26 protein-coding genes and 1 pseudogene are annotated in these 25746 nt (G+C 59.4%); 11 read left to right on the forward strand and 16 right to left on the reverse strand.

What is annotated here, in order from left to right:
• Window positions 1-56: 56 nt before the first annotated feature.
• Complete coding sequence (gene yhcN, locus GF111_RS10940; RefSeq protein ID WP_004933578.1) at window positions 57-320, forward strand: peroxide/acid stress response protein YhcN; 264 nt, start codon at window positions 57-59, stop codon at window positions 318-320.
• 145 nt (window positions 321-465) lie between these two features.
• On the opposite strand, the gene GF111_RS10945 is transcribed toward yhcN, so the two are convergent.
• Together GF111_RS10945 and mpl are read right to left on the reverse strand one after the other, a co-directional pair.
• A complete protein-coding gene (locus GF111_RS10945; protein ID WP_071845311.1) occupies window positions 466-1671 on the reverse strand; it encodes an ISL3 family transposase in 1206 nt (401 codons plus the stop codon).
• 170 nt (window positions 1672-1841) lie between these two features.
• Window positions 1842-3221, reverse strand: coding sequence for a UDP-N-acetylmuramate:L-alanyl-gamma-D-glutamyl-meso-diaminopimelate ligase (gene mpl, locus GF111_RS10950; RefSeq protein ID WP_033636810.1), 1380 nt, complete (start codon window positions 3219-3221; stop codon window positions 1842-1844).
• 169 nt (window positions 3222-3390) lie between these two features.
• On the opposite strand from mpl, the gene fbp reads away from it, so the two are divergent.
• The gene (gene fbp / locus GF111_RS10955; RefSeq protein WP_004933587.1) at window positions 3391-4395 is read left to right on the forward strand and encodes a class 1 fructose-bisphosphatase; all 1005 of its coding nucleotides are present in this window, start codon (window positions 3391-3393) and stop codon (window positions 4393-4395) included.
• Window positions 4396-4440: 45 nt separating this feature from the next.
• On the opposite strand, the gene GF111_RS10960 is transcribed toward fbp, so the two are convergent.
• A complete protein-coding gene (locus GF111_RS10960; protein WP_038879153.1) occupies window positions 4441-5994 on the reverse strand; it encodes a methyl-accepting chemotaxis protein in 1554 nt (517 codons plus the stop codon).
• Between the two features lie 260 nt (window positions 5995-6254).
• On the opposite strand from GF111_RS10960, the gene ppa reads away from it, so the two are divergent.
• Window positions 6255-6785: an inorganic diphosphatase gene (gene ppa, locus GF111_RS10965; protein WP_004933594.1), complete on the forward strand. Its 531-nt coding sequence runs from the start codon at window positions 6255-6257 to the stop codon at window positions 6783-6785.
• A 53-nt stretch (window positions 6786-6838) separates the two neighbouring features.
• Here ppa and GF111_RS10970 read toward each other — a convergent pair whose 3' ends face one another.
• The 3 genes and pseudogenes from GF111_RS10970 to GF111_RS10980 all read right to left on the reverse strand — a co-directional run bounded on the left by GF111_RS10970 (window position 6839) and on the right by GF111_RS10980 (window position 12723).
• Entirely contained in the window at window positions 6839-7186 is a 348-nt protein-coding gene (locus GF111_RS10970; RefSeq protein ID WP_033648686.1) for a gamma-glutamylcyclotransferase, read from the reverse strand.
• Between the two features lie 2 nt (window positions 7187-7188).
• A complete protein-coding gene (locus tag GF111_RS10975) occupies window positions 7189-11007 on the reverse strand; it encodes a translocation/assembly module TamB domain-containing protein (protein ID WP_055311892.1) in 3819 nt (1272 codons plus the stop codon).
• Window positions 11004-12723, reverse strand: a pseudogene (locus tag GF111_RS10980) (autotransporter assembly complex family protein). The gene GF111_RS10975 and the pseudogene GF111_RS10980 overlap by 4 nt, the downstream one beginning before the upstream one ends.
• A 305-nt stretch (window positions 12724-13028) precedes the next feature.
• Here GF111_RS10980 and msrA point away from each other — a divergent pair.
• Both msrA and GF111_RS10990 read left to right on the forward strand, forming a co-directional pair.
• Window positions 13029-13670 (forward strand): peptide-methionine (S)-S-oxide reductase MsrA, encoded by a 642-nt coding sequence (gene msrA / locus GF111_RS10985; protein WP_043139288.1) that lies wholly within the window; start codon window positions 13029-13031, stop codon window positions 13668-13670.
• A 180-nt stretch (window positions 13671-13850) separates the two neighbouring features.
• Window positions 13851-15182: a hemolysin family protein gene (locus GF111_RS10990; protein ID WP_038879165.1), complete on the forward strand. Its 1332-nt coding sequence runs from the start codon at window positions 13851-13853 to the stop codon at window positions 15180-15182.
• 67 nt (window positions 15183-15249) lie between these two features.
• Here GF111_RS10990 and GF111_RS10995 read toward each other — a convergent pair whose 3' ends face one another.
• A complete protein-coding gene (locus tag GF111_RS10995; RefSeq protein WP_019453363.1) occupies window positions 15250-15456 on the reverse strand; it encodes a DUF1107 domain-containing protein in 207 nt (68 codons plus the stop codon).
• A gap of 330 nt (window positions 15457-15786) precedes the next feature.
• On the opposite strand from GF111_RS10995, the gene GF111_RS11000 reads away from it, so the two are divergent.
• A complete protein-coding gene (locus GF111_RS11000; RefSeq protein WP_038879169.1) occupies window positions 15787-16344 on the forward strand; it encodes a YtfJ family protein in 558 nt (185 codons plus the stop codon).
• 1 nt (window position 16345) lies between these two features.
• Here the strand turns inward: GF111_RS11000 and cysQ are convergent, their stop codons facing one another.
• Complete coding sequence (gene cysQ, locus GF111_RS11005) at window positions 16346-17086, reverse strand: 3'(2'),5'-bisphosphate nucleotidase CysQ (protein WP_047730802.1); 741 nt, start codon at window positions 17084-17086, stop codon at window positions 16346-16348.
• Window positions 17087-17341: 255 nt separating this feature from the next.
• Between cysQ and GF111_RS11010 the strand changes: the two genes are divergently transcribed.
• A complete protein-coding gene (locus GF111_RS11010) occupies window positions 17342-19294 on the forward strand; it encodes a bifunctional 2',3'-cyclic-nucleotide 2'-phosphodiesterase/3'-nucleotidase (RefSeq protein ID WP_047729274.1) in 1953 nt (650 codons plus the stop codon).
• 116 nt (window positions 19295-19410) lie between these two features.
• Complete coding sequence (gene ytfE / locus GF111_RS11015; protein WP_147190276.1) at window positions 19411-20076, forward strand: iron-sulfur cluster repair protein YtfE; 666 nt, start codon at window positions 19411-19413, stop codon at window positions 20074-20076.
• Between the two features lie 43 nt (window positions 20077-20119).
• Here ytfE and fklB read toward each other — a convergent pair whose 3' ends face one another.
• Window positions 20120-20740, reverse strand: a complete 621-nt coding sequence (gene fklB / locus GF111_RS11020) for an FKBP-type peptidyl-prolyl cis-trans isomerase (protein WP_004933618.1) — start codon at window positions 20738-20740, stop codon at window positions 20120-20122.
• 267 nt (window positions 20741-21007) lie between these two features.
• Between fklB and GF111_RS11025 the strand changes: the two genes are divergently transcribed.
• Window positions 21008-21676, forward strand: a complete 669-nt coding sequence (locus tag GF111_RS11025; protein ID WP_047729278.1) for an OapA family protein — start codon at window positions 21008-21010, stop codon at window positions 21674-21676.
• Window positions 21677-21679: 3 nt separating this feature from the next.
• Here GF111_RS11025 and GF111_RS11030 read toward each other — a convergent pair whose 3' ends face one another.
• The 5 genes from GF111_RS11030 to rpsF form a co-directional block, all read right to left on the reverse strand.
• Window positions 21680-22033: a DUF488 domain-containing protein gene (locus GF111_RS11030; RefSeq protein WP_038879181.1), complete on the reverse strand. Its 354-nt coding sequence runs from the start codon at window positions 22031-22033 to the stop codon at window positions 21680-21682.
• Between the two features lie 111 nt (window positions 22034-22144).
• Window positions 22145-22597, reverse strand: a complete 453-nt coding sequence (gene rplI / locus GF111_RS11035) for a 50S ribosomal protein L9 (protein ID WP_004933629.1) — start codon at window positions 22595-22597, stop codon at window positions 22145-22147.
• A 39-nt stretch (window positions 22598-22636) separates the two neighbouring features.
• Window positions 22637-22864, reverse strand: coding sequence for a 30S ribosomal protein S18 (gene rpsR, locus GF111_RS11040; protein ID WP_000135199.1), 228 nt, complete (start codon window positions 22862-22864; stop codon window positions 22637-22639).
• Window positions 22865-22868: 4 nt separating this feature from the next.
• Window positions 22869-23186: a primosomal replication protein N gene (priB, locus tag GF111_RS11045; protein WP_004933632.1), complete on the reverse strand. Its 318-nt coding sequence runs from the start codon at window positions 23184-23186 to the stop codon at window positions 22869-22871.
• 8 nt (window positions 23187-23194) lie between these two features.
• Complete coding sequence (rpsF, locus tag GF111_RS11050) at window positions 23195-23593, reverse strand: 30S ribosomal protein S6 (protein WP_004933634.1); 399 nt, start codon at window positions 23591-23593, stop codon at window positions 23195-23197.
• Window positions 23594-23829: 236 nt separating this feature from the next.
• Here rpsF and GF111_RS11055 point away from each other — a divergent pair, with 236 nt between their 5' ends.
• A complete protein-coding gene (locus tag GF111_RS11055) occupies window positions 23830-24051 on the forward strand; it encodes a hypothetical protein (protein WP_134267422.1) in 222 nt (73 codons plus the stop codon).
• The gene (locus tag GF111_RS11060; protein WP_038879189.1) at window positions 24048-24314 is read left to right on the forward strand and encodes a DUF1471 domain-containing protein; all 267 of its coding nucleotides are present in this window, start codon (window positions 24048-24050) and stop codon (window positions 24312-24314) included. The genes GF111_RS11055 and GF111_RS11060 overlap by 4 nt, the downstream gene beginning before the upstream one ends.
• 96 nt (window positions 24315-24410) lie before the next feature.
• Here the strand turns inward: GF111_RS11060 and GF111_RS11065 are convergent, their stop codons facing one another.
• On the reverse strand, window positions 24411-24773 hold the full coding sequence (locus GF111_RS11065) for a hypothetical protein (protein ID WP_038879194.1): 363 nt from the start codon (window positions 24771-24773) through the stop codon (window positions 24411-24413).
• 123 nt (window positions 24774-24896) lie between these two features.
• Entirely contained in the window at window positions 24897-25649 is a 753-nt protein-coding gene (yjfP, locus tag GF111_RS11070; protein ID WP_038879196.1) for an esterase, read from the reverse strand.
• Window positions 25650-25746 lie beyond the last annotated feature (97 nt).

Here is a 25746-nt window from a genome sequence, read left to right on the forward strand (position 1 = left end):
AAGAATAAAAATCGCTGCCAAGCCCTTCCAGGCTGTTATGACCAAGGATCGCTATCATGAACATGAAAACTACTGTTGCTGCACTCGGCCTGCTGTCTGTCATCTCCTTCGGCGCTTCTGCCGCCCAGCTGGTGACTAACGATCAGACCGCCAACCTGCAATCTATCGGCACCATTACCGTCAGCGGCATCGACGGCGCGCCGACCGACATTCGCCAGGCGTTATCTGAGAAAGCCGACGCGAAAGGCGCGACCGCCTACCGCGTGATCGAAGCGCGTAATGAAGGCAACTACCACGCCACCGCCGAGATTTACAAATAACAACTCTGGGAACGGCTTTGCAGAGCTGATTACCCTCGTCACTGCCACTGCCGAGTTCTGACGCAAACGCCGATTTCCCAGAGACCCTCTCGTCGTCCTATCCGACGAACCCCGTTGCCCTCGCTCGCGAGGGCTTTTTTATGGTTCATCGCGCTTTACCGGGGAACGCTGCTTTGATTTTCAGGAAGAAGTAAGCGTTATCCCGGTATCCATAGGCCATCCGCTTCATCACTTTTATCTTATTGTTCATCCCTTCCAGCACGCTGGTATTCAACCTGTGTCTGGCACTCGCGATGATGCCACCGGCATACCCTTTCAGTTTCTCGGCGAAGTGTTGCAACGCCTTGATTCCGCTTTCCTGAGACTGCCTGTACCAGCTTGTCCAGCGCCTCCATGCCTCTTGTTCACTCGGGGCGTACCACAGTTCTTTCAGCGCGGTTTTCATCAGCCAGACCACATTCAACGGCTGATTCGCCTCCAGCAACTCCGTGAGCTTTACCTCATGCCCTTCGGGCAGGTTTTCTGGGTTGCGCAGCAGCAGCCAGCGGCTGCGTTTGATGACCTGACGCGATTTTGGGTTATCACGGAGTTGATTGGCCTGGTCGACGCGGACCCGGTCGATAACCTCCCGGCCATACTTTGCCACCACATGGAACAAGTCATAGACCACTTCCGCCTGCGGGCAGTGATGCCTGACCTCCAGGTCTAACGCCGTATTCATATCCATGGCGACAGACTGGATAGCGGCACAGCCTTCAGCGCCCAGCCAGACGAAGAAGGGGCGGAAGGCCGCTCTGCTGCGGCCTTCGCCCACCCACAACACCTGTTGCGTATCCGCATCCATCACCACGGTGGCATAACGATGTCCTTTGAACAGGGCGAACTCATCCATCACCAGACGGCGGAGGGTATGGCGCTGCGGCTCTGTCCGTTCCCGCAGCAGACGCCGGTAGTCGATATTCTTGACCGTATGCCAGTGCAGGCCGGTGAGTTGTGCAACGTGCTTAATCGGCAGTAAACGGACCAGTGACTCAACCCATACGGATAGTGTCGTGGTATATCTCTGGCGTTCAGGCAACCAGCTGATTTTTTCGGTGGTGACCCCGCAATGGGGGCAACACAGGCGCCGGACGGGGACGTTGAGCCAGACGACCCAATCGAGCAGCTGGCGTTCACGCACTCGGCGGAAGGAAACATCATGCACAACAGGCACCCGCCGCTCACAACGACGACAACAGGGCATGACGGCAGCGTCAGGCTGGAGCTGGATAAGCAGGGAGTTGGCAGAAGGATGCGAGAAGGAATTGACGATAAAGCCTTCCCAGAACAGGGAGCAAAGGTTAGCATTCATAGTGACGGCAGTTTTGAAAGTTTAGGGTGTGTTTTGGCGAATACAAACCTAAACGTTCTGACTGCCGTTTTCTATTGGTTCACGCTAAAGCGCGATGAACCTTTTTTATGGGCGTAAAAGTAAAAAAGGCCGCGAATGCGACCCTTGATGTGACTGATGCAGCTGAGCGATCAGTAGGTGACTTTCGGTTCCTGCTTTTTCGCCAGCGCGTCCAGCAGACGATCGTGAATGCCGCCGAAGCCGCCGTTGCTCATCACCAGAATGTGATCGCCCGGCTGTGCGGTTTTCACCACCATGTCCACCAGCGTGTCGAGATCCGCGCTCCAGTGCGCCGGCTGCACGCAGGCATCCGCCACTTCCGCCACCTGCCACGGAATGTGGTGCGGCTGGAACAGGAACACTTCGTCGGCGCGGCCGAGCGAAGGCGCCAGATCGTTTTTGCTGATGCCCATTTTCATGGTGTTGGAGCGCGGTTCCAGCACCGCCAGAATGCGCGCCGTGCCGCCGACCTTGCCGCGCAACGCGGCCAGAGTGGCGAGGATCGCCGTCGGATGGTGTGCAAAGTCGTCGTAAACCGTGACGCCGTTGGCTTCGCCACGCAGTTCCAGACGGCGGCGGGCGTTGATGAAATCGCCCAACGCGCGGCAGGCGTCCGCCGGCTGTACGCCAACATGACGGGTGGCGGCGATGGCCATCAGGCCGTTATGCATGTTGTGCTCGCCCACCAGCGCCCAGTTCACTTCGCCGACCTGTTCGCCGTCGAGGAACACCGCGTAATGGCTGGCATCCGGCGTCAACTTCTGCGCGCGCCAGGTGCCCTCTTCCCCCACCAGCTCCTGCTCGCTCCAGCAGCCCATCGCCATCACCTGCTTCAGGTGGCTGTCGTTGTCCGGCAGGATGATCTTGCCTTTGCCCGGCACCAGGCGCACCAGGTGGTGGAACTGTTTCTGGATGGCTTTCAGATCGTCGAAGATATCGGCGTGATCGAACTCCAGGTTATTCATGATCAGCGTGCGCGGGCTGTAATGCACGAATTTGGAGCGCTTGTCGAAGAACGCGCAGTCATACTCGTCGGCCTCGATCACAAAGAACGGGCTGCCGCCTAGGCGAGCCGAAACGTCGAAGTTGCCGGGCACGCCGCCGATGACGAAGCCGGGCTGGTAGCCGCAGGCCTCGAGGATCCAGGTCGCCATGCCGGCGGTGGTGGTTTTGCCGTGGGTGCCTGCAACCGCCAGTACCCAGCGATCGCGCAACACGGCGTCGTGCAGCCACTGTGGGCCGGAAACGTAAGGGATGCCACGCTCCAGCACCGCCTCCACGCACGGGTTGCCGCGCGTCATGGCGTTGCCGATGATCACCAGATCCGGCGCCGGATCCAGCTGGGCTGGATCATAACCCTGAATAAGATCGATCCCCTGGTTCTCCAGCAGCGTGCTCATCGGCGGATAGACGTTGGCGTCCGAACCGGTGACGTCATGCCCCAGTGAGCGCGCCAGCATCGCCAACCCGCCCATAAAGGTGCCACAGATCCCAAGAATGTGAATGCGCATAGGTTTCTCATGTGAGTGCATCGAATGTCGGCATATTCTAACGCTCAGAATCGTCCAGAAGAAATGGATTTGCCTATGAATGGCGCGCATCTTTGGGCTACACTGCACGCGAAAACGTTGGCGGTTTGTTAACAGGCCGCTATCCATCCGTAGATTCAGGGATTGTGTCATGAAAACGTTAGGCGAATTTATCGTCGAGAAACAGCACGACTTCTCTCACGCCACCGGCGAGCTGACCGCGTTACTTTCTGCAATTAAACTGGGCGCCAAAATCATTCACCGCGACATCAACAAGGCCGGCCTGGTTGATATTCTGGGAACCAGCGGGGTGTCCAACGTACAGGGCGAAGTTCAGATGAAACTGGACCTGTACGCGAACGAAAAACTGAAAGCGGCGTTGAAAGCGCGTGGTGAAGTTGCGGGTATCGCTTCCGAAGAAGAAGATGAAATCGTGATATTCGACGGCGAGCGAGCTGAAAATGCCAAATATGTCGTTTTGATGGATCCGTTGGACGGTTCGTCCAACATCGATGTCAACGTCTCGGTCGGTACGATTTTCTCTATCTACCGTCGCATCACGCCGGTCGGCACGCCGGTGACCGAAGAAGACTTCCTGCAGCCGGGCAGCGCCCAGGTCGCAGCGGGTTATGTGGTTTACGGTTCGTCCACCATGCTGGTGTACACCACCGGTTACGGCGTCCACGCCTTTACTTACGACCCGTCTCTGGGCGTATTCTGCCTCTCCCACGAGAAAGTGCGCTTCCCGGCGAGCGGCAACATGTATTCCATCAACGAAGGCAACTACATCAAGTTCCCTCTCGGCGTGAAGAAATACATCAAGTACTGCCAGGAGCAGGATGAAGCGACGCAGCGCCCTTATACCTCGCGCTACATCGGTTCTCTGGTGGCGGATTTCCACCGCAACCTGCTGAAAGGCGGCATCTACATCTACCCAAGCACCGCCAGCCACCCGCAAGGCAAGCTGCGTCTGCTGTACGAATGCAACCCGATGGCGTTCTTGGCCGAACAGGCCGGCGGTAAGGCCAGCGACGGCAAAAACCGCATTCTGGACATCACGCCGGTGAAACTGCACCAGCGCGCGCCATTCTTCGTCGGCACCAAGTCGATGGTAGAAGACGCAGAACGTTTCATCGCCGAAAACCCGGACGAGTAACGCGTTCTTTGCAAGGGTTCGGCGCCGCGCCGAACCCTTATCGCCTTACAGCTTGAACACCGCCATGCTCTGCGCCAGCAGCTGAGCCTGATCTTCCAGCGAGCGCGTCGCCGCCGCCGACTCTTCCACCAGTGCCGCATTCTGCTGCGCCACCTGATCCATCTGCGCCACCGCCAGGTTCACCTGTTCGATGCCGCTGCTTTGTTCGCGCGTCGCCGCCGAGATCTCACGCATCAGCGCCGTGACCCGGCCCACTTCGCCGGTGATGCCGCTCATGGTCTGCGCCGCCGACTCCACCATCTGCTCGCCTTCCTGCACCCGGTTTTGCGACGCTTCGATCAACCCTTTGATCTCTTTCGCCGACTGGGCGCTGCGCTGCGCCAGATTGCGCACTTCGCCGGCCACCACCGCGAAACCGCGGCCCTGTTCGCCGGCACGCGCCGCCTCTACCGCCGCGTTCAACGCCAGGATATTGGTCTGGAAGGCGATGCCGTCCATCACGCTGATGATGTCGGCGATGCGGCGCGAGCTGTCGGTGATCGCCTGCATCTTGCTCATCACCTGGCTGACCACATCGCTGCCCTGGTTGGCGATATCGGACACGCTCAGCGCCAGTTGGTTGGCCTGCTCGCAGTTCTCGGCGTTCATTTTCACCGTCGAGGTCAGCTGTTCCATGCTGGCGGCGGTCTCTTCCAGCGAAGCGGCCGATTCTTCGGTGCGCTGCGCCAGGTGCAGGTTGCCGGCCGCCAGTTCGCGTGAACCGGTGTCGATCTGGCTGCTGGCGTCACGCACTTTGCTGACCGAACTGGCCAGCGCCTGCTGCATGCGCTGCATCGCCCGCACCAGGCGGCCCATCTCGGTATCGCCCTCGCCGCGGATCTCATGGGTCAGATCGCCGCCGGCGATGTGTTCCAGCTGCGCGATGGACTCGTCCAGCGGGCGCAGAATGATCACCCGTAGCGCGAACCAGGCCAGCACCGCCAGCAGCACGCTCAGCAGGCCCGCCACCACGATCAGCGAGATCTTGGTGCTGGCGTTGTTTTCCGCGTCATACACCTGCTGCGCGCCAAGCTTCATCGCGAAGCTGCGGAAATCGGTGAGATCCTTTTCGAACGCGATGCTCAGCGCGGAGATGCGCGTTTCCTGAATGTGATAATACTCATCGATCTTGCCGGCCTTGATGGCGGCGGCCATCGGCTTCACGCCCTGCTCCAGATAGGCGCGGTAGCTGTTTTGCAGGCGGTTGGAGAGTTCACGGCCGCGATCGGTCACGGTGCCGACGCCGACAAAGCGCGCCATTTCCTTGTTCGACTGCTCGAGGTAACCGTAGATGCGGCCCACGGTGGCGTCGGAGACATCGACCTGGCCGATCTCCCGTTGGCGCACCGCCAGCGAAGCGGCGGTTCGGGCGCGCAGCGTCAGGTTGGAGCTGTTGGCCAGCGAGCCCAGCTCTTCGCCGAGGATCTGGTTAAGGGTATGGATCGAACGCGATCCTTCGTTAATCGCGTTGACGCCAATAACGCTGACCATGATCAGCAGCATGGTCATCAGGCTCAGCAGGGCGATCAGCCCAGCCTTCACCGTAATCTTTTTTAGCATGAGTTCTTCCCGGCTTCAGAATAGTGAGATCAGACGTAGTAGGGGTGGCAAAACGCGGAGCCAGCTTTGCCGGCTCATTATTGTTTGTTGAAGTTATCGGCAGGCGAAGGCAAAACTTCATGCTGCGGCGGGATTAATCTGGAAATTCTCCGTGCGCCGGCACGCAGGGTTTTCAACGATGAAAAGGGCAGGAAATCGCAAAAGAGTCCGCTATAATAGCCGCCACTCCATTTCTGGTTTGATGATTAAAGGAAACCGACATGAGCTTGAATCTGGTCCCTGCTGGCAAAGACCTGCCGGAAGACATCTACGTAGTAATCGAAATCCCGGCCAACGCCGATCCAATCAAATACGAAATCGACAAAGAAACCGGCGCGCTGTTCGTTGACCGTTTCATGTCCACCGCGATGTTCTACCCGTGCAACTACGGCTACATCAACCACACCCTGTCTCTGGACGGTGACCCGGTTGACGTGCTGGTCCCAACCCCATACCCGCTGCAGCCGGGCTCCGTGATCCGCTGCCGTCCGGTTGGCGTGCTGAAGATGACCGACGAAGCCGGTGAAGACGCCAAGCTGGTTGCGGTACCGCACAGCAAGCTGACCAAAGAGTACGATCACGTGAAAGACGTGAACGACCTGCCGGAACTGCTGAAAGCCCAGATCGCTCACTTCTTCGAGCACTACAAAGATCTGGAAAAAGGCAAATGGGTGAAAGTGGAAGGCTGGGCAGACGCTGCCGCGGCTAAAGCGGAAATCATCGCCTCCTTCGAACGCGCTGCCAAGAAGTAATGCCAGCCGCCGTCCGATGAAAAAACACCGCTCATTGAGCGGTGTTTTTTTTCTTACTGCTCGTCGAGACGCTTCAGCCAGTCGCCGCTGGTAATCCGCGGGTAACCGTCCACGCTGTGTTTGTACAGGTAGATCCACGCACTCCCATAAGGCGTCTGAATCAGCTCGCGCTTATAGTCCTTGGTGTTGCTTTTCAGTTCGTCCAGCTCTGCCAGAATCGATGAGTTAATACGATACACCTCGCAATGTATCGTGCCCTCTCCAGGGATCGCCGCCGGGTAATGGCCCAGATTATAAATCTGATAGCCTTCGAGCTCGTGCTCGCCGAGCCATTGGGCGTTGGTCATCCAATGGCTGTTTCCCTGTTTGCGCCGTAAACTGCCGTAGACAATTATTCGCATCGCTAAAACTCAAACTGATAGAGCAAATCTAATGCCTGGTCGAGACCAGACACCGCTTCAAGATACAACTTAGGCATCAGGCGATAACGCAACGTCAGCGTGGCCAGCGAGTCGAAAATGCCCACCCCATATTTTACTTGTAAGCCTGGGAGGACATAGCCGCTCACGACAACCTGGGAATTGTCGCCAACCCCCTGAGTGTCCAGAGCCAAATTACTCACGCCGAATGCCTCGCCGATTTTACCCACAAGTTGACCACTTTGTGCAACCCCCATGCCGATTAACATCGAGGTCATGGCGTTGCCGTCGGCGCCGGAGCTGCTCAAGCCCTGGCCGCGCAGCAGATAAGACAAGGCTTCCTGCTGCGATTTGGCCGGATCGGAGAACACTTCCAGCTTCGGCGCATCTGCCAGGCCAGTCACCCGCACGCCGGCGGTCACATCGTCCTCGGTGGATTCCGGGTTACGGATCGCCTCGATATTCAGCAGCGGCTGATCCGGCGGGCCGGAGAACATCAGCTGCCCTTTACGCACGATCAAATCCTGACCATAAGCATGGAATCGGCCGGAAGGGATGTCAATCTGGCCGTTGAGGCCCAGCCCTTTCTTGTCCTGTACCACTTTCAAATCGCCCTTCAGGCGGGCCTTGAGGCCGAACGCGTCCAGCCGCACGTCGTTGCCGACGTGGATCATCAGATTGCTGTTGATCGGGATCGACGCGGTCTTAGGTTGAATCGGCTTCAGCTGGTCGTCCAGCATCACCTCGTCGGAAGAGACGCCCACCGCGCTTTCCGGCAGCTCCTGCACCGTGATGCGCGCCCAGGGAATGTCGACCTTACCGTTGAGCGAGAACAGCTGCGGCGTGGCTTCAAACACCAGATCCGGCGACACGTCGATGCGGATCATCGGCGGCACCGTCACCCGCAGCTTGTCGCCCTTGGCGGCAATGCGCGCACGCCAGGCGTTGATATCGCGCCAGTCGGCATCGCCCGCCAGATTCAGCTGGCCGCGCGTGGTGCTGAGCAACCCTTCCAGCGTCGAGGTCATGCCGTTGAAATTCACCGCCAGCCGCGCGTCGGTCATGTCGAACGGCATCCAGTGCCCCTGCACCTTCGCCCGATCCAACGCCAAGCGCCCGAACACCAGCGGCTTCTGCGCGCTGCCGCCCAGGCGCAGGTTGGCGTTCAGCATGCCCGCCGCACTTTCGCCCTTCATCAGCGCCGGGTTGATCAGCGCCAGCGAGATGTTGGTGATATTGACGTTGCCGCTGATGGTGCGCCGCACCTGCGGATCCGCCACCTGGATATTGCCGTCAAACTGGCCGTTGTTGGTCAGTTTGATCCGCCAGTCGGCCTGCGCGCGGCCGTTATTCAGGCCGGCGTTGAGGGTCAGCGTATCGAAGGCGATCGGCAGCGCGTTGCCCTGCACCTGCTGCACCACCTTGACGCCGTTGCCGGCCAGCGTGACTTTCGCCTCCGGCAGCGCGCCGCCCGGCTTCCAGCTGACATCAGCCCGGCCGGTGAACACGCCGCTCAGGGCGGTGTCCGGGCCGAGGAACGGCTTGATCATCGCCAGGTCGAACCGGTTGAGCACCACGCTGGCCTGGCCGCTCTGGCCGGCTTCAATGGTCTTAGGCACGCACAGCTCGGCGTTCGGGTTCTGCCAACAGTGCGGCCCGACGCTGATTTTCTGCTCGGTGTTCAGGTAGTCCAGCGCGATGGCGCGCGTCAGGCGCCATTCCCCGACCGGCGTATCGAAACGGGTGTTGTTCAGATTGCCGCGCCAGCGCTGCTGCTGACGATCGAAGCTGCCCTGCAGCGCCAGCTGGCCGGAGACCGGCTTGCCGTCAATCTTCAGCTGCAGCTGGTGCTGCTTCTCGCTGCCTTTGGCGTCGAGGGTCAGCAGGCTGACCTCCAGCGCATCCTGCTTCAGCTGTTCGACGCGTACCGCTAACTGCCCCTGGATCTGATCCGTGGAGCGCACGTCGCCATCGATCTTCACGCGGTTGATGCGCAGCGCCTGCCACTGCAAGCCGGAAGCGGTCAAATCCGCCAGCAGCTGCGGCGCCTGCAGATTGCCGCGCAGCTTCAGCATCCCTTTGGCGGTGCCCCCCAGACCCGGCAGCGCGCCGTCCAAACGCGGCGCGTCGATGTTGGCGTCCAGGTTCCAGCTCTTCTCGTCCAGCTGCCCTTTGACGTTCAGCTGGTTGCGCCCCAGCGCCAGATCGATGCCGGGGATTTTCCACTGCCCCGCGGCGTTACCGCTCAGCGTGCCGCGCGCCGTGACCTTATTCTGCTTCACGTTGCCGTCCAGCTGCAGCACCGGCACCTGCAGCTGCCAGCTGCCGCCGTGCAGGCTGCCGCGCGTGGTGATCTTGCCATCCAGCTTCGCCGGCCATTCCGGCCACTGCTTGGCGGTATTGATGCCGCTCAGCGTCAATTGCGAGGTCCAGCTGATGGCCTTGCTCCAGTCCACCAGCGCGGTAAGATCGGTATTGCCCTGCAGCGCCGCCAGCCGCAGGCGCTCCAGCTTGAACTGCTCGACGTTGCCTTTGCCGTCCAGCGTCAGCACCGCCGGCGGCAGATCCTGGCCTTTCAGATTGGCGCGCGTCGACAGCGCGTAGTCGGTCGCCTTGCCGTTAAAGCGCAGGCGGAAATCGTTGACCTGATACTGCGCCTCGCCGCTCAGCGGCCATTTCAACTGCTTGCTCTGCAACGTCAGCGCCAGCGGCAGGCCGGCTTCGGCCAGCCGGGTTTGCACATCGAGCTGGGCGCCGACCGGGCCGGACAGGTTCAGCGCCACGTTCAGCTCGTCACGCAGCCCACCGCCGATGTTCAGCTTCACCTTCTCACCTTTCAGCGGTTCGATATTCAGCGCGCTGTTGGCGGTCAGGGCCACCGGCCAGTCGCCGGTCAGGGTTGCCTGCCCCTGCACCGACAGCGTGCCCTGCGGCGACTTCACGTCGAAGTTGTCCAGCTGGATATGCTGATCCTGCGTGCTGGCCTGCAGTAACAGGCTCGTGATTAGTACGTCGGTATCGCCGGTCAAGCGCAGCTGCTCGCCGCGGATCTCTTTGACGGTGATATCCAGCGGCAGGCGGATGTCCGGCAGATCCGGCAACAGCGGTTTGGCGAACAGTTCTTTCAGCGTTTCGCCCAGCGGCTTCTCTTCCGGCTGAGGTGCCGGCTTCGCCGCGTCGGTAACCTGCTCGCCGACCTTTTTCGCCACCTCGACCGCCGGCTGCACCGCTTCCGGCAGCGGGTTTTGCGGGGTTTTCGGCAAGGCGATCAGCAGCGATCCGATCTTGGTCGGCATCAACGTCAGCGCGCGCTCTTGCCACTGCGCGCCGGTGCGGAACTCGGCCAGAGAGATGGCGGTGTCGTCGACGGTGACCTTGACGTTGTTCAACGCCAACAGGCGCAGCGTGATGGGGTAAGGCGTGCTGAGATTGGTGGTCGGCTCACTGCTCTCCTCCACCGGCGCGGAAGGTGCCATCTCTTTGGTGTTCACCGCCACGTCCACATCCTGGGCGGACAAGGCATTGACGCACAGCGAGCTGCGTTTAAAGCAGGACAGGTCAAGTGAGAGATGGAACTGCCCGGCGTTGACCGTCACGCCCGGCATCTGATATTTCACGCCCTTCAGCGTCAGATCGCGCCAGCCGCCGCTGACGCCGGCGATCTCCAGCCCCGGCACCCAGCGCGCCGCGCCGTTGATGACCATATGCAAACCGGTGGTGGTGCCTATCAGGAAGGCCAGGCCGCCGATCAGCAACAGCAGAACGACCAGAAATCCGAGACAAATCTTTTTAACCAGGCTCATAGTTCAGGCCCCAAACCGATGTAGAACTGCATCCCGTGGGTGTCCTTGTCTCCCACAGGCGCGGCGATATCCAGCTTCACCGGCCCCACCGGCGACTGCCAGCGCACGCCTACGCCGGCGCCGGTCTTGAAGTTGCTTTTCTTGATATCGTTCACCGCTTCACCGGAGTCAACGAACATTGCCCCCCACCATTTGCCGGTCACGTTGTACTGGTACTCCAGCGAGCCGGTCAGCATCTTGGAGGCGCCGGTCAGCTTGCCGTCGTCATCGCGCGGCGAAATGTCTTTGTACTTGTAGCCGCGAATACTGCGGTCACCGCCGGCGAAGAAGCGCAGATCCGGCGGCACCTTGTCGAAATCGTTGGTTTCGATCCAGCCCACCTGGCCGCGCGCCACGAAACGGTGCTTGTCGGCCAGTGTGCGGATCCACACGTTCTGCGCCTGCATCAGCGCGAAGTCCACGCCGGAACCCCAGGAGGTGTCGGACACGTCGATAGAGTAGCGCTGGCTGTCGCCCCAGGTCGGCATCAGGCCACCGCGCGAGCGGGTGCGGTTGAAGCTGACGCCGGGATACAGCAGCATGGTGGTGTTGCTGACGCTACCCTGGGTAAAGTTATCCCAGCGCCAGGTCAGGTTGATCGCCCGCTGCCAGCCGCTGGAGAGATCCCAGTTGCGCGAGGCCACCACTTTGGAGGTGACGGACTTGGTGTCGTTAAGATTGACGTTCTTGAGGCCGCCCCGCAGCAGGTAATACTGCTCCAGCGGGTTCTTGAGCAGCGGGATCTTGTAGGTCAGATCCAGCTGCTGCTCCGGCGCCGACACGCTGGCGCTGGTTTCCAGGCTATGCCCGCGATCGTTGAGCCAGGGCTTTTTCCAGGTGCCTTTCACCCGCGGGCCGACGTCGGTGGAGTAACCGATACCGGTCTCGACGGTGTTGCGCGTGCGCGGCGTCACCAGCGCGTCCAACGGCAAAATCTTGTTCTCTTTGGCATCATTGAAATCAGGGGATACCACCACCGAGTTGAACCAGTTGGTGGCGGACAAACGGCGGTTCAGCTCGGCCAAATCCTCCGAACTGTAGTAATCCCCCTGATGAAAGGGCACCAGATTTTGCAGATAGTCTTCGCGGATTTGCGAGCCGGTGAATTTCACCTTGCCGAAGCGGTAACGTTCGCCGCTGTTGAAATCGATATCCCAAAACGCCTTGTGCAAATCTTCGGCCACGCCGAGCTGGCTTTTGGTCATATCGGCATCGAAATAGCCTTTGCGCAGCGCCAGGCCGGTGAGCGAGCCTTTGAAACTGTCATACTTGCCGTGGTTGAGGATCTCGCCGATGGTCGGCCGGTCCTTCTTTACCAGCGCCAGGTAGTCCTCATCGGTCTTCGCGCCGCCTTCCAGCACGATGTTGGCGCTGGCGATACGCACCGGTTCGCCCGGATTGACCTTGGCATGCAGCACCGGGCGCGACATCCCCGGCCGAATCGTCCAGCGTAAATTCGATGGTCGGCTGGTAATAGCCGAGCGCGCGCAGCCCCTGGCGCACCGCCTCATCCACCCGTGCGCGGAAGCGACCGTCGGTGCCGACCTCTTCAGGCGTGATCGACGACAGGCGCACCCGAACGTTTTTTTCCAACTCTCCGCTTAACCCTTCCACCTGCAACCGCACGTTCGCTGCGTAGGCTGCAGGTGCCGCAAGCAACACAGCTATCAAGCACATGACCGGGTACTTTGGCACGTGTTCTCCTTATTGATTTTACTTTCCTGTTATGGTGTTCGCTCCGGGGCCAGGGCAGACTCCGTGCTATCATGACGGCAGCCCTCTTCAGCCTTGTTCCGGACGCCGCCCGCCGCGCTTTGCCACCGCCGCGCAACAGGCGAATTCTTCACTTTTGGCGCTCAAAATACTGCGTTAAGCTTATACATAAACCCAACTTGCCACTTATTGTGGGCAAAGACGCGGTGAGATACAACCGAACCGCCCCCATGTAGGGTCAATTCTTACTGTGACAACAGGAGTCAACCGTGGTGCCATTTTTTGATAAATCACAAACCGTCGATAAGGCAAGCGCGCTGCCTGGCCGCACCACGCCAATGCCTGTCGCAACGCTCAACGTGGTCACCGAACACTCGATGACCCAGGTGCCGGCAGGCATGGAGGTGGCGATCTTCGCCATGGGCTGTTTCTGGGGCGTCGAGCGCCTGTTCTGGCAGCAGCCGGGCGTCTACAGCACCGCCGCCGGCTACAGCGGCGGCTACACGCCAAACCCGACCTACCGCGAAGTGTGCAGCGGCCAGACCGGCCACGCCGAAGTGGTGCGCGTGGTGTTCGATCCGCAGGTCGTCAGCTACAAACAGCTGCTGCAGGTATTCTGGGAAAATCACGATCCGGCGCAGGGCATGCGCCAGGGCGGCGACGTCGGCACCCAGTACCGCTCGGCGATTTACACGCTGAGCCCGGAGCAGCAGGCCGAGGCGGAAAGCAGCCTGCAGCGCTTCCAGCAGGCGATGGACGCAGCGGGCGACAAGCGCGTCATCACCACCGAGATCGCGCCGGCGCTGCCGTTCTATTACGCGGAAGACGATCATCAGCAGTACTTGTTCAAAAACCCGGAAGGCTACTGCGGGCTGGGCGGCATCGGCGTTTGCCTGCCGCCGCAGGGCTGATCCGATGCCGGCCGGCGGCACTTTTTTAACCGCTGGCGGCCCCTGTGGGGCAACTGCTATACTATGCGGGCCGCTTCTGCGGCCCGATAGCTTCCCTTCTGGTTGTTATCGCTGCTTTTTTTACTATGTACTACCCTTCCTCAAGAGCGCCGGCATCCCGTCGGCACGTATGGATAGATTATGTTAAACAGTATTTTACTGATTCTTTTTCTGATCGCGGTGAGTGCGTTTTTCTCACTGTCGGAAATCTCTCTGGCCGCCTCGCGCAAGATCAAACTGAAGCTGATGGCAGACGAAGGCAACGTCAACGCAGCCAGAGTGCTTAAACTGCAAGAAACCCCGGGCATCTTCTTCACCGTGGTGCAGATCGGCCTGAACGCCGTGGCCATCCTCGGCGGTATCGTCGGCGACGCGGCGTTTTCCGGCACCTTCCAACAATTCTTCATTAAATTCCTGTCGCCCGAACTGGCGGAACAGGTCAGCTTCATCTGCTCCTTCGTGCTGGTGACCAGCCTGTTTATCCTGTTCGCCGATTTGACCCCGAAGCGCATCGGTATGATTGCACCAGAGACGGTCGCCGTCCGGATCATCAACCCGATGCGTTTCTCCATCATGATCTTCCGCCCGCTGGTGTGGTTCTTCAACGGCATGGCCAACCTGATCTTCCGCATGTTCAAGCTGCCGATGGTGCGTAAGGACGACATTACCTCCGACGACATCTACGCGGTGGTGGAAGCCGGTGCCCTGGCGGGCGTGCTGCGCAAGCAGGAACATGAGCTGATTGAAAACGTGTTCGAACTGGAATCGCGCACCGTGCCGTCTTCGATGACCTCGCGCGAAAGCGTGGTGTACTTCGACCTGCGCGAAAGCGAAGAGAGCATCAAGGAGAAGGTCTCGACCCATCCGCACTCCAAGTTCCTGGTGTGCGACGGCCATATCGATCAGGTGGTCGGCTACGTCGATTCCAAAGACCTGCTGAACCGCGTGCTGGGCAACCAGAGCCTGGTGCTGAGCAGCGGCGTGCAGATCCGTTCGGCGCTGATCGTGCCGGATACGCTGACGCTGTCCGAAGCGTTGGAAAGCTTCAAGACCGCCGGCGAAGACTTCGCGGTGATCCTCAATGAATATGCGTTGGTGGTAGGCATCATCACCCTTAACGACGTGATGACCACGCTGATGGGCGATCTGGTTGGCCAAGGCCAGGAAGAGCAGATCGTGGCGCGCGACGAAAGCTCATGGCTGATTGAGGGCGGCACGCCGATCGACGACGTGATGCGCGTGCTGGACATCGACGAGTTCCCGCAGGCGGGCAACTACGAGACCATCGGCGGCTTTATGATGTATATGCTGCGCAAGATCCCGAAACGCACCGACTTTGTCAAATACGCCGGCTACAAGTTCGAAGTGGTGGATATCGACAGCTACAAGATAGACCAGCTGCTGGTCACCCGGCTGAGCGACAAACCGGCGGCGGTACTGCCGAAAGCCCCGGAAGACACCCCGGCGGCTTGACGCCAGCCGGCAAAAACATCAGCGGCCCCATCGGGGCCGCATTTTTTTATCGCTGTCAGCGTAGTGTTCAGCCAAACTCGGCCTGCAACAGCAGCACCTGGCGGTTCACTTCAGACATCACGCTGAAATGGCGCTTGTCACGAATCTTCGGCGGCAGGATTTTCCCCTCGTCGAATTCAAATGCGCCCACGTCCTTGATATACAGCCTTCCGCGAAACAGGGTCTTAACGTACTTTGCCACTTTCAAAGGGTTATAACGCTGGAAGATTCTCATTCTTTTACGCTCCTCCCGTTGATCCATGCGCTCAGCGAGCCGCCAAAGGTGGCAGCCTCGAAATTCAGAACGCAACTTGATTGCATGTAGTAGACCCAGTAAAGACCAGAACGTTCACTTCTGCCCGGTGATCTACGCTGGATTTACACTTTTTGACAGAATTGTATATGATAATTTATAACGTTTTCAGTATATCCCTTCAAAATCTGATGATTAGCGAACCAAGGGAAAATCTGCGATCCGGTTAACAGGACAGACCTCTTATCACATCCTATGCTTTAGGCTGTCGAAGTGCTGTCGCACAAATTCCACTCATTACAAGGAGAAAGCATGAAAACAAGTCGCATGCTGATGGTATCCCTGCTGCTCGCCCCGCTTTTCGCTTCCGCGCACAACTTCCAGCTCCAGCAGCGCGTGTCGCCGGTCGGCGTCAGTGACAAAGGAGAGCTCAATTACGCTGACGGTAATTTTAGCTACCAGAACTGGAACAGCGCGCAGCTCAGTGGAAAAGTGCGAGTGATACAACATATTGCCGGCCGCAGCTCCGCCAAAGACATGAACGACCCACTGATTGAAGCGATCAAGAAGGCGAAGCTACCACACGATCGTTACCAAACGACGACAATCGTCAACACCGACGATGCCCTGATGGGCACCGCGATGTTCGTGCGCAGCAGCATTGAGGACAGCAAGAAGGAGTTCCCGTGGTCGCAGTTTATCGTCGACAGCGACGGCAACGTGCGCAAGGCCTGGGATCTGCAGCCGAAAGGCTCAGCTATTGTGGTGCTGGATAAGCAAGGGCGCATTCAGTTCGCCAAAGACGGCGCGCTGACGCCGGAAGAGGTGCAGCAGGTGATGTCCAAGCTGCACCAGCTGTTGGCGAACTAACTCAGAACAGCGACACCCGGAAGCCGGGGTTGAGGAAAGATTCACGCGGGGTATAGAGCAACGGCTTGCCCTGCCAATCGTGAATTTGCGCCCCGGCGGCCACCGCCACCGCATGCCCTGCGGCGGTATCCCAAATGTTGGTCGGCCCGAAGCGCGGATAGAGCTGCGCCTTGCCTTCCGCCACCAGGCAGAACTTCAGTGAGGAGCCGACGGACACGGTCTGGTGCTCACCCAGCTGCTGCAAATAGTCTTTCAGTTCGTCGTCGATATGCGAGCGGCTCACCACCACCAGCGGCGGATGCGCGTTGCTGACGCCGATCGCCTGCCGCACGCCCTTCTCTTCTTTCCAGGCCTTGCCGCGCTCCGCCAGATACAGCACGTCGATCGCCGGGGCGTACACCACCCCCATCACCGCCTGCCCGTCTTCAATCAGGGCGATATTGACCGTGAACTCACCGTTGCGGTGCAAGAACTCTTTGGTGCCGTCCAACGGATCGACCAGCCAGTAACGCGTCCAGTTGCGGCGCTCTTCCCACGCCGGCGGATCTTCTTCCGACAGCAGCGGCACCTCGGGCGTCAGCGCCGCCAGGCCGCGCTTGATGATGTGATGTGCCGCCAGATCGGCCGCCGTCACCGGTGAATCATCGTTCTTCTGTGCGACATCAAGCGGTTGTTCACCGTCGTACACCGCCATGATCGCCGCCCCCGCCTCGCGGGACAGTTGGCAAATTCGCTCTAACATCATGCACCTCAACTCTGCATCTCCGTGGGAAATTTCCCCCTGTCTCTGCTAGCAGACTAGTTTTTTTTACGCCGAATATCCATCTCAACCGGCTAACCCCCGGGAATTCATCAGATCTTGTTGGGCACAACTGTGAACTTCCCCGCGTTACCTGCCGCCGTTTTCTGCCACACTTCACAGTTTGCTGTGGCAAGCAATGTTAATTACATTTCCCTCTGCGATAACACTCGAATAATGAAATGGAGAGAGCCCAAAATGATGAAGCATCCCCTGACGCTGTCCGCGCTTGCGCTGCTGGTGTGCGCCTCGGCGCAGGCGGCCACCGTCGACCTGCGCGTGCTGGAAACCACCGACCTGCACAGCAACATGATGGACTTCGATTACTACAAGGACACGCCAACCGATAAATTCGGCCTGGTGCGCACCGCCAGCCTGATCCAGCAGGCGCGCCAGCAGGCTACCAACGCGGTGTTGGTGGACAACGGCGACATCATTCAGGGCAGCCCGCTCGGCGACTACATGGCGGCCAAGGGGCTGAAACCGGGCGACGTGCATCCGGTCTATAAGGCGATGAATACGCTGGACTATGTGGTCGGCAACATCGGCAACCATGAATTCAACTACGGGCTGGACTACCTGAAAAACGCCATCGCCGGCGCCAAGTTCCCGTATATCAACGCCAACGTCATCGACGCCAAAACGCAAAAACCGCTGTTCACGCCGTACATCATCGTCGATACGCCGGTGAAAGACCGCGACGGCAAGGCGCATACGCTGCGCATCGGCTACATCGGCTTCGTGCCGCCGCAGATCCTGGTGTGGGACAAGGCTAACCTGCAGGGCAAGGTGACGGTGGACGACATCACCGCCACCGCCAAACGCTACGTGCCGGAAATGCGTAAACAGGGCGCCGATCTGGTGGTGGCGATCCCACATTCCGGGCTGTCCAGCGAGCCTTACAAGGCAATGGCGGAAAACTCGGTCTACTACCTCAGCCAGGTACCGGGCATCGACGCCATCATGTTCGGCCACGCCCATGCGGTGTTCCCGAGCAAGGACTTCGCCAACATCAAAGGCGCGGATATCGATAAGGGCCTGCTGAACGGCGTACCGGCGGTGATGCCGGGCCAATGGGGCGATCATCTCGGCGTGGTCGACCTGCAGCTCAACAACGATAGCGGTAGCTGGAAAGTGACCGCCGCCAAAGCGGAAGCACGGCCGATCTACGACAAAGAGAACAAGAAATCGCTGGCGGCGGAAGATGCCGCGCTGGTGAAGGTGTTGGCGGACGATCACAAGGGCACGCGCGAGTTCGTCAGCCAGCCGATCGGCAAATCCGACGGCAACATGTACAGCTATCTGGCGCTGGTGCAGGACGATCCGACGGTGCAGATCGTCAACAATGCGCAGAAAGCCTACGTTGAACATTACATTCAGGGCGATCCGGATCTGGCCGATCTGCCGGTGCTGTCGGCGGCGGCGCCGTTCAAGGTCGGCGGCCGCAAGAACGATCCGGCCAGCTTCGTCGAAGTGGAAAAGGGCCAACTCACCTTCCGCAACGCCGCCGATCTCTATCTCTACCCCAATACCCTGGTGGTGGTGAAGGCCAGCGGCAAAGAGGTGAAAGAGTGGCTGGAGTGCTCCGCCGGCCAGTTCAACCAGATCGACGTCAACAGCGCCAAGCCGCAGGGCTTGATCAACTGGGACGGCTTCCGCACCTATAACTTCGACGTGATCGACGGCGTCAATTACCAGATCGACGTCAGCCAGCCGGCGCGCTACGACGGTGAATGCCAGCTGATCAACGATAAGGCAGAGCGCATCAAGCAGTTGACCTTCAACGGCAAGCCGATCGATCCGAACGCCACCTTCCTGGTCGCCACCAACAACTACCGCGCCTACGGCGGCAAATTTGCCGGCACCGGCGACAAACATATCGCCTTCGCTTCGCCGGATGAGAACCGTTCAGTGCTGGCGGCCTACATCAGCACCGAAACCCAGCGACACGGCGCGGTGCATCCGCAGGCGGACAACAACTGGCGTTTGGCGACCTTCAGCAGCCAGCAGCCGCTGGATATCCGCTTCGAGACCTCGCCGTCGGACAAAGCGACGGCGTTTATCAAGGAGCACGCTCAATATCCGATGACCGCCGAGGGCAATGACCGCATCGGCTTCGCGGTGTATCGCATCGATCTCAGCGCGAAATAATCACCCGGCCGGGGCCTCACCCCGGCCACCTTCTCTTCGATTTTCCCGCTGGCGCGCCCTTTAAATCGCATTTAAAATGCACGTTATAAGATTCCTTCGTTTAAAGAGGCACTACCATGGATTACCGCAATCAATCCCTTGGCGCGCTCGCTATCGCCATTCCCCGTGCATCCCGTCTGTTTCGCCAGCATCAGCTGGATTTCTGCTGCTGCGGCCGGCAATCGCTGGCACGCGCCGCCGAGCGCAGAAGGTTAGATATCGACAGGCTGGAAAACGAACTGGCCGCCCTGGCCGCCACGCCGGAGCCAAGCCGGGACTGGCGCACGGCGCCGCTCGGTGAGGTGATCGACTACATTCTGCCACGCTTTCATCAGCGGCACCGCGAGCAGCTGGCAGAACTGGTGCTGATGGCGGAAAAGGTCGAACGCGTGCACGGCGACAAGCCCAGCTGCCCGCGCGGGTTGGCGAAGCAGCTGAACCGGATCCGCCTGGACCTGGAGAATCACATGATGAAAGAGGAACAGATCCTGTTCCCGCTGATCAAACAGGGCATGGGGCCGCAGGCCGCCGGACCGATCTCGGTGATGGAGCATGAACATGACGAGGCGGGTGAGCAGTTGGAAGTGGTGAAGTTCCTCACCGATAACGTCACGCCGCCGGAGGGCGCCTGCACCACCTGGCGAGCGCTGTACACCGGCATCGACGAGTTCATCGGCGATCTGATGGAGCACATCAGCCTGGAAAACAACCTGCTGTTCCCGCGCGCGCTGCGCGGCGCATAAAATAAGGGCGCCACGAAGGCGCCCAGAGCAATCCTCGGTGGGATTACAGGATTTCCAGCAGCTCGACGTCGAACACCAGCGCGCTGAACGGCGGGATGGACGCGCCAGCGCCACGCTCGCCATAGGCCAGGTTGTGCGGGATATACAGCTGCCATTTGGAGCCGACCGGCATCAGGGTCAGCGCTTCGATCCAGCCTGGGATCACGCCGCTGACCGGGAATTCTGCCGGCTGGCCGCGCTCAACCGAGCTGTCGAAGACATCGCCGTTGATCAGACGACCGGTGTAGTGCACACGCACGCGATCCTGACGGGACGGGATCGGGCCGTTGCCCTGCTCCAGCACGGAGAACTGCAGGCCGGACTCGGTCAGCGTCACGTCGTCGCGCTTGGCGTTGTCGTCCAGGAATTTCTGGCCTTCAACGGCCATCGCCTGCTGGCGCTCGCGGCGCACCGCGTCCGCACGCTCGTGGATTTCACGCAGCGCACGGTGCACCACGTCTACCGGAACCGCCGGGGCATTCCCTTCCAGCGCGTCACGCAGACCCGCCAGCAAAGCTTCCGGTTGCAAACCTTCCAGCCCGGACTCTTGCAGCTGCTGGCCGACCTGTAAACCAATCCCGTAACTTGCTTGCGCTTCAACGCTGTCAAAAGAAGGGGTTGTCATGGGGTTTTCCTTAAGTCTGTAAAAAGTCGAAAGCGCAGCATAACAGCGCGTCAATGTCGGGTAAAATCTTGTATGGAGAATGATGACTTTTGTCGTAGAAAAAGAAACAATAACCTTCTGTTAACGCCCGCAGCCGCAAACCGCGGCTCTGCCGCTCAGCTGCCTTTCGCTTCAATCAGTTAGCGGACTATACTGAAAGCAGGATATCGGGCAGGCGGGGCGCTTGCCGCGCCGCGCTAATTACTACGCCGTCGAAGAGAGGTCACCATGGGCAGAATCGCGCCCAGGAGAAGGAAAACCACCCGCATCTACCAGCCGCTGCTGCGCACCTGGCTGAATGTCAGCCAGCGCCTGAAACCGGGCGCCGCACCCACGTCTGAAGGCGCGGAACCGCCATCGGAGCCACCGCCGGCCAACGACAAAATGCAGCAGGTCAAAGCGCTGCTGGCCAAAGTCTGGCATCTGCCGGACGGTTTCCATTGGATGGAGCCGCTGCCCTACTTCCACCGCCGCTGGGTGCTGATCTTCGGCATCATCCTGCTGCTGGCCCTGCTGTGGCCGTACTCGCCCGAAAGACAGCCGTTCCCGGTTTCCCAGCAGGAAACCAGCGTGCCGCTGCAGGCCGATCTGCAAAACGGCGGCACCACGTCTGCCAACGAACCAACGCCGGCGGGCAACTGGCAGCGTTATCAGATCCAGCCCGGCCAGACCCTGGCCCAGCTGTTTCGCGACAACAATCTGCCGGTGAATGAAGTGTTCGCCATGGCGCAGGTGGAAGGCGGCGACAAGCCGCTGAGCAACATGAAAGCCGGCCAGGAAGTGCGCATCGAACGCGACGCCAACGGCGTGATTAACGCGCTGTCGGTCACCACGGTGGACAACAGCCAGGCGCTGTTCCGCCGCCAGGCCGACGGCAGCTACCGCCGGGAACGCTAATCCCTACAGCTGCGCCAGCAAAAACTCGCGCAGCACCACACCCTGGTTGTGCTCGGTATCTTTGCTGCCATACAGCAGCGTCAGCGTTTGCCCCTGCCGTAACAGCGCCACCAGCGGCTGCCAGGCGTCGTTGGCCGCCAGCTGTTGGCGGTAACGCGCCTCGAAGACCGCCCACTGGTCGGTATGCTGATGGAACCACTTGCGCAGTTCGTCATCCGGCGCCACCTGTTTCAGCCACTGCACGCCCGTCAGCCGCTCCTTGCTGATGCCGCGCGGCCATAGCCTGTCTATCAGATAACAGTGTTCCGGCGCCGGCGCGCTGAAATCATAAACCCGCTGTAGCGTAATCTTTGCCATCGCACGCTCTCCTTTTCATCCCGTCTTCAAGCGTAGCGCGTTTTGCCGGGCGCAGAAAAGCAAAACGCCAGCGCGAGGCTGGCGTTTTAACCGGGTTAACAGCAGCGTAAATTACGCTTCTGCAACCACAACTACATTCAGCTGTGCGAACACGTCGCTGTGTACCTGGAAGTGCACTTCGTGCTCGCCAGTGGTACGCAGAACGCCGTTCGGCAGACGAACTTCACTCTTGGCAACTTCAACGCCTGCCGCAGTCACTGCGTCAGCGATGTCGCGGGTGCCGATAGAGCCGAACAGTTTACCTTCGTCGCCAGATTTGGAAGCGATGGTGACTGAACCCAGTTCGTTGATCTTGGTTGCGCGAGCTTCAGCAGCAGCCAGAACGTCAGCCAGTTTGGCTTCCAGTTCAGCACGGCGTGCTTCGAAGAACTCAACGTTTTTCTTGGTAGCAGGAACAGCTTTGCCCTGTGGTACCAAGAAGTTACGAGCGTAGCCCGCTTTAACGTTAACTTGATCACCCAGGCTGCCCAGGTTTGCTACTTTATCAAGCAGAATAACTTGCATTACCTTATCCTCTCAAAGTCGTTAATGGACAGTGGCCGATTACTGATGACGATCAGTGTACGGCAACAAAGACAGGTAGCGCGCGCGCTTGATAGCACGGGCCAGCTGGCGCTGATATTTTGCACGAGTACCGGTGATACGGCTCGGTACAATTTTACCACTTTCGGTGATGTAGTTTTTCAGCGTAGCGATGTCTTTATAGTCAATCTCTTGAACGCCTTCCGCGGTGAAACGGCAGAACTTGCGACGACGGAAATAACGTGCCATTTGGCTAGTCTCCAGAATCTATCAATTCAATCTGCTCGGCATGCAGAACCAATTTGCTCAGCCCGTTGCGCCCTTGATGGCAGCTTACAAAGCCTTGCACGGTAATCTGACTGCCGACCGTTAATCTTTGAGTTAGTGCTTGTGACTGTTGTCCGCTGACAACCACGGGCATTCGGCACCATGCTTGTCTGCTGAATCCGGCTTCCGTCTGCTGCGAACGGTGCTCTAGCACAAATTGGCAGTGCGGTATCCCGGAAGGACTCACTTTTCGAACCGGCGCCTTGCACACAGTGCCCGACAAAACCAGACGATTAGCCGTCACGGCGGCAATTACTCTTCAGAATCCCCAGCATCTGCATCATCTGCGGTTTCGTTAGCGAAGTCTTCGCGGCGATCGCCACGACGTTCGTCTTTCGCTTTAACCATCGGAGATGCTTCAGTTACCGCGTGCTTAACGCGCATAACCATGCTGCGGATAACGGCGTCGTTGAAGCGGAAGTTAGTTTCCAGCTCATCGATCGCTTCCTGCGGCGCTTCAACGTTCAGCAGAACGTAGTGAGCTTTGTGCAGTTTGTTGATCGGATAAGCCAGCTGACGGCGGCCCCAGTCTTCCAGACGGTGAATCTGACCTTGCGCGTTAGTGATGGTAGCACTGTAACGCTCGATCATGCCCGGAACCTGTTCGCTTTGGTCAGGATGGACCATAAAAACGATTTCGTAATGACGCATCGAATTGCTCCTTACGGATTATTCAGCCTCCTGTCAGGGTCAACCGCGGCCCATGGAAGCAAGGAACGTGTTTAGTGTGCGGCTGAAAAATGACGCGTAATCATACTGACGCAGGGCGGGAAACTCAAGGACTGCGTGGGTTTTATTCGCGTTAATGCGAGGCGCTATGGGAAATAGCACGATTTGCTCGTGGGAGAACCTATGTACGCCGATCCATCGGTTTCAAAAATCTTTCAATGAAATCAGCGCTGAGTCACAAATCTATTTCACTTTTTTTGAAAGAGGTCATCAAAAGCCCCCGCTTTTTAATCCGCCACAACGGACTAAAATTAACCATATCCGCCGCAGACAGCGCGACGAAAGAGATTTCAGGTTATTCAATGCAGATAAATGACTTTTTGCCGCAGCGACATTCGCTGTCAGGCCGTAACGGCAAAGGGTTAAGAGAGGCACTATGAAACGCATCATTCTCGCAACGGCGCTGGCCGCCCTGTTTTCCGCCAACCTAATGGCCGCAACGGAGATCACCTCGCACCAGGCCGATCAACGCCAGAGCGTCGGCTTCGTCACCCTGAACCAGAACGTGGTTTCGCCGGATGACGCCAGCAGCCAGGTCAGCAAAATCGCCGATCAACGCGGCGCAAGCTCTTATCGCATCATCGCCCTGCACGAACCGGGCGACAACAGCACGATGCACGTCAGCGCCGAGCTGTACCGCTAAAAACGCACGCCACGCCAGGGAAATCCCCAGGGCTTCATCAGAAAGCCCGTTCAGTCCGTACCGGAGCGCCGCCCGTTGGGCGCTCCGCTTCCCTCATCAGAGTTTGAGCAGCACCGGCATGCTGAACGCCTTGCCCGGATTATGTAATTGCAGCGCCATCTGCAGATAATTTGTCCGCGTTTGCAACAGCTCGGCGCTGCCCGTCAGGGTCGCCCGCTGCTCGAACGAGAGCGTATCGGCCGTTGCGGCGTGAGTGGCTGCCGCTTTCGGCGCGGAGGCAAACAGCGCCGTCATGTTATGCACCGTCTGCGCGGTGATGCGCGACAGCGGATTCGCCTGGTTTTGCCGCGCCTTGCCGTCGGCGGCCCCCAACATCTCGCTGAAGGCCGCTGAGTTAAGCTCAGCGCGCGCTTTCATCGTTCCCATTAAACCGGCCGTACTGCCGATGCTTTTTATCATGCCCTCTGCTCCTTGTTGCCCTGAAAGAATTCACGCTGACATTCTCCCCTTCATTCGGCCAAACGATGGCCGAAACAGCAGGCACAGAGCGGTGCAATTCCAGGCATCGTGCCCGGCGGAGCATTACAGCTCGCGGCGGAAGAAGTCGGCCGTGGCGGACAGCGCCAGCGGCGTGATTCGGTGCTTCACCCCCGGTTCGATAAGCGACGTCAAACGGCCGTCCGCGCCTTGCTGCCGCAGTTCAGCCGCCAAACGCAGGCTGTCCGCCGCCGGCACCACGTCGTCCGTCTCGCCGTGCCACAGCAGCAGCGGCCGCCCGGCGATCGCCGCCAAGCGCCCTTCCAGCTCATACTCCGCCAGCACGGCGGTGCGCGCCGTAAACGCCGCCGGCGAGAGGGCCTCGCCCTCTTCGCCCAACGGCGGAAACAGCGTTTGCGCCAGCGCACGGTAATAGCCGGAACCCATCAGGCTGACGGCCGCCCGGATCCACGGGAAGCGCGCAAAGGCGCCAAGCGCGGTCATGCCCCCCATAGAGGCGCCGGCGACGCCGATACGCCCGTCGGCAATCAGGCCGAGCCGCTCGAAATGCGCCTTGATCTGCGGCAGCTCGTCGATATTGCTGCGCAGGATCTCCCAAAACGTGGCCAGACGCCGCGCCTCATCGCCGTCGAACCGCTCGCCGTGCCGATCGGCATCCGGCAATACCACCCGAAAACCGGCGCGCGCCAGCGCATAGGCGAAGTACGCGTACACCTCTTTCGACGAGGTATAGCCATGACAGAAGAACACCGTCGGCAAAGGCCGGTGATAGTGCCCTGCGGGGACCGCATGGATCACCGCAATATCGCCCGCCCGCTCGTCATGAATTTCAATCATCCGTTCATCCTCAACTCACCTGTTGGCATTCATCATGACAAACTTGCGCCAGCCAGCGTTAGCTCAATCTGTTCCAGCTTAATTGCGTTACACTGAA

Source organism: Serratia sp. HRI (genome assembly GCF_010119335.3).
Classification (GTDB): Bacteria; Pseudomonadota; Gammaproteobacteria; order Enterobacterales; family Enterobacteriaceae; genus Serratia; species Serratia nevei.

Coding starts and splice junctions, on each gene's coding strand:
- yhcN (WP_004933578.1), top strand. CDS start 57: ATGAACATGAAAACTACTGTTGCTGCACTCGGCCTGCTGTCTGTCATC.
- GF111_RS10945 (WP_071845311.1), bottom strand. CDS start 1,671: ATGAATGCTAACCTTTGCTCCCTGTTCTGGGAAGGCTTTATCGTCAAT.
- mpl (WP_033636810.1), bottom strand. CDS start 3,221: ATGCGCATTCACATTCTTGGGATCTGTGGCACCTTTATGGGCGGGTTG.
- fbp (WP_004933587.1), top strand. CDS start 3,391: ATGAAAACGTTAGGCGAATTTATCGTCGAGAAACAGCACGACTTCTCT.
- GF111_RS10960 (WP_038879153.1), bottom strand. CDS start 5,994: ATGCTAAAAAAGATTACGGTGAAGGCTGGGCTGATCGCCCTGCTGAGC.
- ppa (WP_004933594.1), top strand. CDS start 6,255: ATGAGCTTGAATCTGGTCCCTGCTGGCAAAGACCTGCCGGAAGACATC.
- GF111_RS10970 (WP_033648686.1), bottom strand. CDS start 7,186: ATGCGAATAATTGTCTACGGCAGTTTACGGCGCAAACAGGGAAACAGC.
- GF111_RS10975 (WP_055311892.1), bottom strand. CDS start 11,007: ATGAGCCTGGTTAAAAAGATTTGTCTCGGATTTCTGGTCGTTCTGCTG.
- GF111_RS10990 (WP_038879165.1), top strand. CDS start 13,851: ATGTTAAACAGTATTTTACTGATTCTTTTTCTGATCGCGGTGAGTGCG.
- GF111_RS10995 (WP_019453363.1), bottom strand. CDS start 15,456: ATGAGAATCTTCCAGCGTTATAACCCTTTGAAAGTGGCAAAGTACGTT.
- GF111_RS11000 (WP_038879169.1), top strand. CDS start 15,787: ATGAAAACAAGTCGCATGCTGATGGTATCCCTGCTGCTCGCCCCGCTT.
- cysQ (WP_047730802.1), bottom strand. CDS start 17,086: ATGTTAGAGCGAATTTGCCAACTGTCCCGCGAGGCGGGGGCGGCGATC.
- GF111_RS11010 (WP_047729274.1), top strand. CDS start 17,342: ATGATGAAGCATCCCCTGACGCTGTCCGCGCTTGCGCTGCTGGTGTGC.
- ytfE (WP_147190276.1), top strand. CDS start 19,411: ATGGATTACCGCAATCAATCCCTTGGCGCGCTCGCTATCGCCATTCCC.
- fklB (WP_004933618.1), bottom strand. CDS start 20,740: ATGACAACCCCTTCTTTTGACAGCGTTGAAGCGCAAGCAAGTTACGGG.
- GF111_RS11025 (WP_047729278.1), top strand. CDS start 21,008: ATGGGCAGAATCGCGCCCAGGAGAAGGAAAACCACCCGCATCTACCAG.
- GF111_RS11030 (WP_038879181.1), bottom strand. CDS start 22,033: ATGGCAAAGATTACGCTACAGCGGGTTTATGATTTCAGCGCGCCGGCG.
- rplI (WP_004933629.1), bottom strand. CDS start 22,597: ATGCAAGTTATTCTGCTTGATAAAGTAGCAAACCTGGGCAGCCTGGGT.
- rpsR (WP_000135199.1), bottom strand. CDS start 22,864: ATGGCACGTTATTTCCGTCGTCGCAAGTTCTGCCGTTTCACCGCGGAA.
- rpsF (WP_004933634.1), bottom strand. CDS start 23,593: ATGCGTCATTACGAAATCGTTTTTATGGTCCATCCTGACCAAAGCGAA.
- GF111_RS11055 (WP_134267422.1), top strand. CDS start 23,830: ATGAAATCAGCGCTGAGTCACAAATCTATTTCACTTTTTTTGAAAGAG.
- GF111_RS11060 (WP_038879189.1), top strand. CDS start 24,048: ATGAAACGCATCATTCTCGCAACGGCGCTGGCCGCCCTGTTTTCCGCC.
- GF111_RS11065 (WP_038879194.1), bottom strand. CDS start 24,773: ATGATAAAAAGCATCGGCAGTACGGCCGGTTTAATGGGAACGATGAAA.
- yjfP (WP_038879196.1), bottom strand. CDS start 25,649: ATGATTGAAATTCATGACGAGCGGGCGGGCGATATTGCGGTGATCCAT.